General features: G+C 49.3%; 8 protein-coding genes and 2 tRNA genes. 5 read left to right on the plus strand and 5 right to left on the minus strand.

Annotated elements, in window-relative coordinates:
- Positions 1-58: 58 nt before the first annotated feature.
- Positions 59-134, minus strand: a tRNA-Phe gene (locus tag KEF85_RS07320).
- 18 nt (positions 135-152) lie between these two features.
- Positions 153-228 (minus strand) — tRNA-Phe (locus KEF85_RS07325).
- A gap of 461 nt (positions 229-689) precedes the next feature.
- On the opposite strand from KEF85_RS07325, the gene KEF85_RS07330 reads away from it, so the two are divergent.
- Together KEF85_RS07330 and dhaK are read left to right on the plus strand one after the other, a co-directional pair.
- Complete coding sequence (locus KEF85_RS07330) at positions 690-1529, plus strand: HAD-IIA family hydrolase (RefSeq protein ID WP_215584561.1); 840 nt, start codon at positions 690-692, stop codon at positions 1527-1529.
- On the plus strand, positions 1526-2512 hold the full coding sequence (gene dhaK, locus KEF85_RS07335) for a dihydroxyacetone kinase subunit DhaK (RefSeq protein WP_215584563.1): 987 nt from the start codon (positions 1526-1528) through the stop codon (positions 2510-2512). The genes KEF85_RS07330 and dhaK overlap by 4 nt, the downstream gene beginning before the upstream one ends.
- A 789-nt stretch (positions 2513-3301) precedes the next feature.
- Here the strand turns inward: dhaK and KEF85_RS07340 are convergent.
- From KEF85_RS07340 to KEF85_RS07350, 3 genes are all read right to left on the minus strand, one after another.
- Positions 3302-3835, minus strand: coding sequence for an REP-associated tyrosine transposase (locus KEF85_RS07340; protein ID WP_215584566.1), 534 nt, complete (start codon positions 3833-3835; stop codon positions 3302-3304).
- A gap of 226 nt (positions 3836-4061) precedes the next feature.
- Positions 4062-4700 carry a dihydroxyacetone kinase subunit DhaL gene (gene dhaL / locus KEF85_RS07345; RefSeq protein WP_215584568.1) on the minus strand — a complete coding sequence of 213 codons (639 nt, stop codon included), beginning with the start codon at positions 4698-4700 and terminating at the stop codon, positions 4062-4064.
- A 103-nt stretch (positions 4701-4803) separates the two neighbouring features.
- A complete protein-coding gene (locus tag KEF85_RS07350; RefSeq protein ID WP_246535069.1) occupies positions 4804-5289 on the minus strand; it encodes a hypothetical protein in 486 nt (161 codons plus the stop codon).
- Between the two features lie 802 nt (positions 5290-6091).
- On the opposite strand from KEF85_RS07350, the gene KEF85_RS16810 reads away from it, so the two are divergent.
- The 3 genes from KEF85_RS16810 (at position 6092) to KEF85_RS07365 (ending at position 10573) form a co-directional block, all read left to right on the plus strand.
- Positions 6092-6847, plus strand: coding sequence for a PEP-CTERM sorting domain-containing protein (locus tag KEF85_RS16810; protein ID WP_246535070.1), 756 nt, complete (start codon positions 6092-6094; stop codon positions 6845-6847).
- A gap of 90 nt (positions 6848-6937) precedes the next feature.
- Positions 6938-8560 carry a hypothetical protein gene (locus KEF85_RS07360; RefSeq protein ID WP_215584569.1) on the plus strand — a complete coding sequence of 541 codons (1623 nt, stop codon included), beginning with the start codon at positions 6938-6940 and terminating at the stop codon, positions 8558-8560.
- A gap of 315 nt (positions 8561-8875) precedes the next feature.
- Positions 8876-10573 carry a ShlB/FhaC/HecB family hemolysin secretion/activation protein gene (locus tag KEF85_RS07365; protein ID WP_215584571.1) on the plus strand — a complete coding sequence of 566 codons (1698 nt, stop codon included), beginning with the start codon at positions 8876-8878 and terminating at the stop codon, positions 10571-10573.
- Positions 10574-10671 lie beyond the last annotated feature (98 nt).

Genomic DNA, 10671 nt, shown 5'->3' on the forward strand with positions numbered 1-10671 from the left:
TGCAGGCCACAAAATAAAAAACCCCATATAGGGGTTATACTTTTATCCATGCCAAGCATGGTGCCCAAGGACAGAATCGAACTGTCGACACGAGGATTTTCAGTCCTCTGCTCTACCGACTGAGCTACCTGGGCGCTATTTAATAACAATCATGGTGCCCAGGGACAGAATCGAACTGTCGACACGAGGATTTTCAGTCCTCTGCTCTACCGACTGAGCTACCTGGGCGCTAAGAGCCGCTTATTAAACTAATTAACAGGCGTTTAGTCAAGGAAAATAGTAAACACATAATATAAATGCCTAAAAATTCTTGATATAACAGCCTATTGGCATAAAAATTAATTAGCCCTGCAGGGTGAAATCACCGCAGGCAAACCACCAAAACTTCTATAGCCAGTGTCAACGCCACCGTAGCCTCGATGCAACGCAGTGGAATCGAGGAATCGCAGCGTAGCCTTAATCAAACCAAGGTCAGCGGAATTCAACAGAGCCCTGTGCGCTTGCACCAAAATGCAAACATAGCCTTTAAAAAGGTGTTAACAACAGTCTCACCGCTGCAAGCAAAATCCACCAATATTTTGCCTAAAGCCTAGACACCACCCGCCATTCTATGCAATTCTTTTCCGCTTGCCGAGCTGTCCGGCGCAACCAGACTACCTGCATCTTACTTTTTTCACCGAGACCCGATTATGCAAACTTTTACAGATATCCGCGCCTTAATTATAGACATGGATGGCGTACTCTGGCATGGCGATCAGGCGCAAGCCGGACTGATAGAATTTTTTGCCGCATTGCGCCAATTAAACCTGCCCTTTGTGCTGGCAACCAATAATGCCAGCCTGACCGCCGCCCAATACGTCGAAAAACTGGCCGGCATGGGCGTGACAGTGGCGTTACCGGAAGTCCTGACCTCCGGCATGGCAACCGCTTTATATCTAAGCAAATTATATCAACCCGAACAAACCAGAGTCTTCGTCATCGGCGGCATAGGCGCACGTCAGCCCTTGCTGGACTTAGGGTTTACCTTAACCGGGCTGTATGAAACCGGGCCAGGGCAGGGTGCCGATCTGGTGGTCAGCGGCCTGGACCGGGAACTATCCTGGGATAAGCTGGCTACCGCCACCTTAAATATACGCGCCGGCGCCAAGTTTATCGGCACCAACGGTGACACCACCCTGCCTACCGAGCGTGGCGTTACCCATGGAAACGGCGCAATCCTGGCGGCATTGCAGGTGGCCAGCGGCGTAAGCCCTACCATAATCGGCAAACCTGAGCCGATCATTTATCAACAGGCCCTGGAATTATTGGGAACCGATATGGCCACTACCATTGCCATAGGCGATAGACTGGATACCGATATACTCGGCGCAGTACGCACCGGCATCCGCAGCTTGCTGGTGTTAAGCGGAGTCAGCACCACAGCCGATCTGCAAAATATAGATTATGCGCCGACCTGGGTCATGGCAGATATCCGCGAAGTCACCCAGGCCTTAACTTCCTCAGCCAAAATTCGCCCAGACACGCTATGAAAAAATTTATCGATACCCCGGAAACCCTGCTGGAAACCAGTTTACAGGGCTATGCCCACGCTCATGCCGATATCCTTACCCTGCATACCCAGCCTTTATTTATCAGCCGTAACACTAAAAAACCCGGCAAAGTCGCCTTGATTTCCGGGGGCGGCTCCGGTCATGAACCCCTGCACAGCGGCTTTGTCGGCTACGGCATGCTCGATGCCGCCTGTCCGGGCCAGGTATTTACCTCACCCACCCCCGATCAAATGCTCTCGGCGGCACAGGCAGTGGATAACGGCGCAGGTGTGCTGTTTATAGTCAAAAATTATGCCGGCGATGTAATGAATTTTGAAATGGCCGCCGAAATGCTGGAAATAGCCAATGCCAGCGTCCTGGTCAACGATGATATCGCCTTACCCAAAACCCACAGCATAGGCCGGCGCGGCGTGGCAGGCACCTTAATTGTGGAAAAAATTGTCGGCGCCGCCGCCGAAGCCGGCCTGGATCTGGCAGCCTGTCAGGCCCTGGGCGAGCGCGTCAACCAGGCCACAGCCTCTATCGGCGTTGCCTTAAGCAGTTGTACCGTTCCGGCCCTGGGTCATCCAACCTTTAATCTGGCCGAAGATGAAATGGAACTGGGGGTAGGCATCCACGGCGAACATGGCCGGGAAACCATCAAACTGCAATCCGCCAGCCAAATTAGCCAACTGCTGGCCCACAGCCTGGAGCAGGAACTCCAGCCCCAACCCGGCCAGCAAGTGTTATTACATGTCAACGGCTTTGGCGCCACCCCGCTGATAGAACTGCATCTGCTTTACCAACTGGCCTGGCAATACTGGCAGCAGCGCGGCGTAAAAGTAGTACGCTCCCTGGTCGGCAACTACACCACCTCATTGGACATGGCCGGCGCCTCAATCACCCTTACCTTACTGGATGAGGAATTGCTGAAATACTGGGATGCCCCAGTCAACACCGCCGCCTTGCGCTGGGGTTGTTAAAAAACCAGTAAGCTGGATTCGCCGCCAGGCCATCCAGCTAAGCTTTGCAAGGTGCCTGGCGTTTTACTATAGCCCCCTGTCCAGCCTGGTATTGGCAACCGACACCCTCGATTCCGCGTTGCTGCATCGAGGCTACGAAAGATAACATGGTTACATTAATAAAACCCGCATAAACGCCATATTGCGTTCTTTTGTGAAACCCCACCATCAAACTCAAAATTGTGGTTAATCCCTGCTTAACGGCAATCCATCCCAAATCATTGGTGCAACAGCCCAGTAGGATGTGGTGAGGCACGAACCGCATCATAAAACCTCGTTCCCCACCATCAAACTCAAAATTATGGTTAATCCCTGTTTAACCGGATTCCATCCCACACCCCCGGTGCAACAGCCCAGTAGGATGTGGTGAGGCACGAACCGCATCATAAAACCTCGTTCCCCGCCATCAAACTCAAAATTATGGTTAATCCCTGCTTAACGGCAATCCATCCCGCATCATTGGTGCAACAGCCCCGTAGGATGTGGTGAGGCACGAACCGCATCATAAAACCTCGTTCCCCACCATCAATCTCAAAATTATGGTTAATCCCTGTTTAACCGGATTCCATCCCACATCCCCGGTGCAGCAGCCCAGTAGGATGTGGTGAGGCACGAACCGCATCATAAAGCCTCGTTCCCCGCCATCAAACTCAAAATTGTGGTTAATCCCTGTTTAACCGGATTCCATCCCACATCCCTAGTGCAACAGCCCAGTAGGATGTGGTGAGGCACGAACCGCATCATAAAGCCTTATTCGCCGAAATCAATCTCAAAATTGTGGTTAAGATTACACCAATTCTCTGGATAAAATCCGGCATTAACAAAGCGCTGAAAACTGGAATATGGCCAATCGGCGGCATTTTTGGTTAATCCATGTTTAACGGGATTCCAATGAATATAATCAAGATGCGCATATAAATCATTTTCATCGCGAATCAGGTGATCCCAAAACCGTCTTTGCCAAATCCCGCGTTCGCCACGTTTATTTCGACTGCTCGATAGACTCTCACCTTTTGCGATACCTCTGGAAAAATCAGCTTTTATTAAACCCCATCGGGTAGAAAAATCGCTATCGCCTTCTGGTAAGGATAATATGCAATGTAAATGATCAGGCAAAACCACAATGGCGATAATTTTAAATGGATGATCTTTACGAACTTTGATGAAAGATCCCCGTAAATTTTCAATGTGATCCAATAATAATTGATGGCCTTTCCGCTTTGCCAAATTGACCGTAAAAAACCAAGTTGAGCCGGGTATATAAATTCTTCGGTAATCAGTCATGGTTAAGGTTATCCCTTATTTAAGGCATGATGCGGTTCGCTGCTGGCTTCGATATAGCGTTTCAAAATTAATAGCTTACAAAATAAAGCTTTGTTTTTCGGCTTAAATTATCATGCCTACCACCCCGTAGGATGTGGTGAGGCACGAACCGCATCATAAAGCCTTATTCCGCACCACCAACTAAAATCGTGACCAAAACCACTCGCATTTACAACAGGATACTAAACTACTCCCCCGCCTGCGCCAAAACCGAACTAACCGCCGCTATCATCAGCTGCGCCGTCTTAGCCCCGGCATCAATATGACCAATACTGCGCTCCCCCAAAAACGACGCTCGGCCCTTGGTAGCCAACATATCACGCGTGGCAGCCACACCGGCCTCGGCACTGGCGCGTACATCCGCATAAATTTCCGCCAAAGTCAGACCGGCAGCCGCATCCTGTTGCAGCTTAACAGCCACCGGAATCAGCACATCCAGCATGGTTTTCTCACCGGCGTCGGCTTTGCCGCGCTGTTTGACGGCAGTAACCGCCAAATCGAACAGCCTGGCAAACTCCACGACGCTCAAGGTACTGTCTTTGCTGTTTTTAGCCAGATTAATAAATAAAGTGGCATATAAAGACCCGGAAGCACCGCCCACCGAAGACATTAACAGCATGCCGATTTTTTGCCAGGCCGCCGGCCAGTCCAGGCCGCTGATCTCAGGCGCTGCCGCCTGTAGTGCCTGAATACCGCGCTGCAGATTAAACACATGATCGCCATCACCGATGGCTTGATCCAGTTCGGTGACGGCATCGGCCTGTTCAGTAATAGTCTCAGCAATGGCGCTAATTAATGCAGGAAATAAAGCAGGGGTTAAAGTCATGACATTGCCCGGAGTGTTGTAGTTAACGACTAAGCATAACGGCAGCCGCTCTGCTTTGTCCAGATAAGGCACACTGGGAGAAGGGGTAAGGGCTGAAGCAGGCTTATTCCGCGCTGTCCGCTTCGCTGGATGTATTGCTGAGCTGGTATTTGACGCGCAGATAATCTTCCAGCCATTCGCTGGTATTGGCCTGTTTGCAGGCAGCGGCTTCCTGCGTTTGCATCAGGCGTTGACGTACAGCGTGGTGGGGTAACAATAATAATTCGATATCAGACATGGCCACAAATTTATCCGGCGTGGTGTTTTTGCCGTTGAAAATTTTGAATAACTGATTCTTTTTTAAACCTAAATTGATATTCAGCTCTTCGCGGAACTCCAAAAACAGCGGGAGCAGATCGCTACCCGCACAAGTGTCATCCAGCAATTTACTCAGCCTGTGCATCATATGAAACACAGCAAATCGATACAGTTCCGACTCGCGAACAAATAACCGGGCAGCAGTGGAGCGCACCGCCAGCCGATCGGTATTGTTTAGTCGCATCGAGACTATGTGTTTTTTATCGTTTAAAAATAGATCGTTATCGTTCAATGCAGGTTCCATTTGATTGCAGCAGCAATACATCTGGCGGTTAAACCGCCATGCCATCCGCTAATCGTAAAACATTAATGTTACAGATTTATAACAAAACCATGTCAAACCCGGCCAAGACCATACCAAACGCGGCGTTATTTGTATTACACATGTAATACGAAATTAGCGAATGTCATTGTCATGTAACGGAATTTTCTTAATAACTCAGCATAATCAACTACAACAAAGTGCTTTGCTCACAAGCAAGTTTTTAACTGAATTGACGCGACTGCTTACCGATAAGCAGCAGGCAGGCATAAACGCCTAGGTAATACATGTGTATTACATTTCTGCAGACTGTCATATACGTGTCACGAAAAAAAAACATTTAGTTTGGATAATTCCAAAAGTATTGCGGCGTTATGGCCGAGATTTGGATACAGGGAACGGCAGGGACAGACCTCAGGGATGGCAGACGCAGGACGGCGTCAGGGAACTTAAGGAGCAGGGAAGAGATGCCTGGATAGGGCAAGGGAATTAAGCGGCAGGGATGCCGGGCGCCAGGATGACGCATGGACATACAGGGAACAGGGACGGCACGCACAGGGATAAAGCAAGGGAAGATGTTAGGGAGTCAGTTGGATATATGCTCACTATGGTAGCGGGGGATGTGGACACCTCTAATGGTGATCAGTGATAAGCGGTCAAAACCTGCAGCTATTTGGACAGGGAATGTTGTTTGAGGATAGCCATAACAATGGTTTTGAGCTTGTATTTTTTAATAACGTAGTACTTTTTTTTAATACTCGGAGAGTAATATATGAACTTTTCTAAATCTTTGTTGGCTGTTGCCATTCTGGCTACTGCCGGCTCTGCGCAAGCAACACTGTTGAATGACGGTGATGCTTATTTGCAAGTCTATGATGCAACCAATGCACAAACTTATGACCTGAATCTGGCTGCAGTTGCTGGTTTGACTTTGGCTTCTCTGAAAACAGATACAACTATTATCACTGTCGATTTGAGCCAAGATTCTACCTGGAACGCTTTTAAAGCAACTCTGGATACTGGCAATGCTGTTTGGGGTGTAGGCGATTCTACCAAAACTGATTACCAAGCCACTACTACTGGCACTGGTGCAATCATTCCGACTGGAACTCTGTATAGCTCTGCAGCTTTCGGTGTTGAACTGTTAGAAGGTCGTGTTAACTCTAGCTTGGCTACATCTAACAGCGTTGTGGTAGCTGATGCTGTTGCTGACCAAGGTGGCTGGGCAATTGCACCAGGTTCATCATCTACATTCGCCAACCTGTTTGCTGGTATTCCTTCAGCTAATGCCGGTATTGCTTTCGGCGCTACCGGTAACTTCTACGATATTACTGGTACTACAACTGGTTCAGGTATCCACAAAACCTTTACCGAGCACAACAACGATCTGGGTACCTTTAGCCTGAGCGGCAACACCCTGACCTTTACACCTGTTGCTGCTTCTGCTGTACCAGTACCAGCTGCAGTGTGGATGTTCGGCACAGGCCTGCTGGGTCTGCTGGGTCTGAACCGTCGTAAAGCGGTTTAATTGATCGGGTTATATCGGCGTAAACGGCCTTAGCTGCTTTAATGCCGATATAACCACTCTTAGCGAATTTATAAAAAACGGGAAACAATTATGAAAAAGCAAATCTTAAGTACAGCGATTCTGGCTGTTCTGGCTTCTGCCAATGCGCAAGCAGCCGCAGTAACCGGTCCAACCATTGATCCAAGCACTACCACCACTCTGTATATCGGCGGTGCTTCAGCTCAACGTACCTACATCCAAGAAGCCGTCACCGGTACTGCTGGTTCTGGTGTTACTTTGGCTGCTGCTGATAAATTGTGTGATACCACCCAACCTATCTACTGGTGGGGCGATAACAACGGTACTAACGCTGCCGGTAAAAACTATGATGCTTGGTATTGCACCAAACAACCTAGCAACACTGCTCTGGCCTCTGCCAAAGCTCATCTGCTGATCCACAAACGCAGTGCCGGTGGTTCAGATTTCGGTGTAGCTCCTATCGTCAACCCACAAAATGTTGGCTTTTTGAACATCGCCAACTCTAACTGTACTGATAACGGCACTTCTACTGTTGCTGGTATTTCTACCGTTCAGTTACTGTGCAGCTCTTCTACTCTGGTTAACGCCACTCCTGACCTGGGTGTGTCTGACGTTGATCCAGGTAAATTCGTTGGTTTGAACGTCACTGCAGGCAGCATCAATGGCACTCCTTTTTCTGCCATTAAAGCTAGCGACTTGGCTAAAATCACCGTTAAATCAACTTCTACTGTTGTTTTCGGCGAGCAAGTAACTTCTCATTTGTTTAACGCACTGCAACAAGCTCAAATCGCAACCGGTTATTTGGCAGCAGGTTGCGCGGGTCAGCACACAGAAGCCTGTTTGCCTAGCCTGTCTTCAGCCACTATCGCTGCGCTGCACACTGGCGTCGCATACGACTGGGATTTGATCCAAGTTGGCAACACCGGTTTAGGTTTGTATTCCTGGGCTTCTGCTAATGACGCGGCTGATGCACCATTTGCCTCTAGTGTTCATATCGTACGCCGTGCCAATGGTTCCGGTACTCAAGCTCAACATGGCATTCATTTCCTGAACTATCCTTGCGATACCACTGCTGCCGGCGTAACTTTGCCTGCCAATGATGTTGGTCAAAGCGAAGGCGTTGAAGGTTATGTCATTCATGAAGCTTCTTCTGCCGGTAACGTCAATGCTTCATTAAAAGCCTTGGATACCGCAACTTCATCTTCCGCTTTGGCTACCGGCACTCATGCTGCTGGTGATTTTACTAGCGGTGTACGTTGGGCTGTGGGCTTGAACTCCCTGGAGCAAACAACCAATGCCAACTACGAGTTTGTTAAAATTGACGGTGTTGCCCCAACTTTGGCTAACGTAGTTGCCGGCAAATATCATGACTGGGCGGAAAATACTTTCCAATACAATAGTGTTGGTGGTCATCCTGTCACTACCGATGTAGCGGCTGTGCGTGATGCCTTGATTGCCAAAGCAGCTCGTCCAGAAGTGTTAAGCGCTCTGAACACCACTTTGACTCACGCGTTTGGTAACGGTGCTTATCTGGCTACCCCAAGCTTGTACCCAATCACTACCGGTTCAGCTACTTATAATGCAACCAGTCCTATCAACGTATTCTCTTTGGCACCAAATGGTTCTACAGTTGATAACTGCCGCGTACCTACTCCGTACAACGATGGTACCGATGCTCCTTCATTCTCGCTGTAAGCTGATTTAATCGGGGCAATCCCGATTAGCGGTCAGGGATGACCATCGCTGTTAAGCCAACCGTCTTCGGACGGTTGGCTTTTTTCGTTGTAGGCTGGCTTCGCCGCAGGCAATCCACCAAAACCTCCCAGTCTATCCGGTGCTTAGCCATCGCGACTCGTCTGAGCACGAAGTAAAAACCCCTTATGCTAAATCGCCGGTATTTCAACTCAAATTCACATGTTTGTCATAAAAGCTTAATGTTAGCTAACTATAATTACGCTTTGGTAGCTGTCAAGGGGATGGCTGCACTCAATATTTGCCGATTTATCCTACATGCAGTTACACCGGACTAAACACCTTAGCCCCATCATCTGGCTGGCAGGCACAGCGCTGTCCTTGGCTTATGCCGAATCAGCCTGGACTCAGACGGTAGCCCCAGAGCAAGTCGAAGTAGCCGTCGATCCAGCCGAGCAGACTACCCGCCAGCAGCAGGCCGCTAACTCTCAGCCCCAGACTCAGGAACAGCCGCCATCCGGCAGTTTCGATTTATTGGAGTTGCGGATCAAAGGTAATACCGTGCTGGACAAAAAGCTGCTGGAACGGGTGATTTATCCGTTTCTGGGGCTGAAAAAAACCATAGATGATGTCGAAAAAGCCCGGGCGACCCTGGAAGAGCAATATCGAAGCCTGGGCTATCAAACCGTAGCAGTGGATATACCGGAACAGGATGTCAAAAACGGCATTGTTTATCTGCAGGTTATGGAAGGCAAGGTCGGTCGCTTACGCGTCAAAGATTCCCGTTATTTCTCGCTGGGCGCCATCAAGGCCGGGGTGCCGGAATTGGCGGAAGGCAATGTACCTAATCTGCCCAAAATGCAAAAACAGTTGGCCGATTTGATTGCCCAAAGCCCGGATCGGCAAATTCAGCCGGTGCTGCGCGCCGGTGACACACCCGGCACCCTGGAAGTGGATTTAAAAATCAAAGATGAAATGCCCTTGCATGGCCGGGTAGAGTTAAACGGTCGTAATACTTCCACCACCTCACGGCTCAGACTGGTTAACTCCTTACATTACGATAATCTCTGGCAAAAAATGCACAGTGCTTCAGTGATGTATCAGGTGTCACCGGAAAACAGCGCAGAAGTGGATGTCTGGGCCGGTACTTATGCGATACCTTTATCGGATAGCGGCTCACGTTTAGCTTTTTACACGGTTTCCTCTTCATCCAGCTCCCAGATTGCCAATGCCGGAGCCTTATCGGTAATTGGTAACGGTAGTATTTACGGCGCCCGCTATGTCATACCCATGCAGGGCTTGGAAAGTTATTTTCACAGCGCCACCTTAGGTGCCGACTACAAAAGTTTTAAGGAAGATCTGCATCTGCAAAACTCCAAAGGTATCCTCACGCCTATCGAATATATGCCGTTTCTGGTGCAATACAGCGGCAATTTTCGCGCTAAAGAATATTTCGGCAGCCTGGATTTGGGCTTGCATTTTGGGGTTTCCGGTCTGGTTAATAATCAAGCCCAGTTTGAAAACAAACGTTATTTATCCAGAGCCGGCTATATGTACCTGACCGGTGATTTTAAATACCAGCATGATTTGCCTTTGGGTATGGAAGTGCGTACCCATTTCTCCGGACAGGCCGCCGATTCGCCTTTGATCAGTAACGAGCAATACTCGCTGGGTGGCGCAACCACAGTGCGCGGCTATTTTGAAACTCAGGCACTGGCCGATCACGGCGTATTGGGTTCAGTGGAACTGCATTCCCCACATTTGGCCCCGGCCGATTGGGAAGCGGTTAACAAGTTGAAAATCCTGGCCTTCCTGGATGCCGGCAAGGGCTGGATGATAAGTCCCTTGGCCGGTAATCCCAAGGGCTACGATTTGAGCAGCGGCGGGGTGGGCTTGTCCTTCCAGCTCTGGAAACGGCTGATGGGCAATTTTGATGTCGGTATTCCGTTTACCTCTTTGACCGTGGTCAAAAGCGGCGAACCGCGTCTGCACTTTAGTGTAGCCACCGAATTTTAATCAAGCCCTGGTAATTTTTTTTAGTTTGTAACTACTCAGCGTCCATGTATCCCTTTAAAAAACAGCTGGTTGTAGGATGTGCTAAACGCAGTGCAGCG

It is taken from the genome of Methylomonas paludis, assembly GCF_018734325.1.
GTDB classification, from domain to species: Bacteria; Pseudomonadota; Gammaproteobacteria; order Methylococcales; family Methylomonadaceae; genus Methylomonas; species Methylomonas paludis.

Coding starts and splice junctions, on each gene's coding strand:
- KEF85_RS07330 (WP_215584561.1), top strand. CDS start 690: ATGCAAACTTTTACAGATATCCGCGCCTTAATTATAGACATGGATGGC.
- dhaK (WP_215584563.1), top strand. CDS start 1,526: ATGAAAAAATTTATCGATACCCCGGAAACCCTGCTGGAAACCAGTTTA.
- KEF85_RS07340 (WP_215584566.1), bottom strand. CDS start 3,835: ATGACTGATTACCGAAGAATTTATATACCCGGCTCAACTTGGTTTTTT.
- dhaL (WP_215584568.1), bottom strand. CDS start 4,700: ATGACTTTAACCCCTGCTTTATTTCCTGCATTAATTAGCGCCATTGCT.
- KEF85_RS16810 (WP_246535070.1), top strand. CDS start 6,092: ATGAACTTTTCTAAATCTTTGTTGGCTGTTGCCATTCTGGCTACTGCC.
- KEF85_RS07360 (WP_215584569.1), top strand. CDS start 6,938: ATGAAAAAGCAAATCTTAAGTACAGCGATTCTGGCTGTTCTGGCTTCT.
- KEF85_RS07365 (WP_215584571.1), top strand. CDS start 8,876: ATGCAGTTACACCGGACTAAACACCTTAGCCCCATCATCTGGCTGGCA.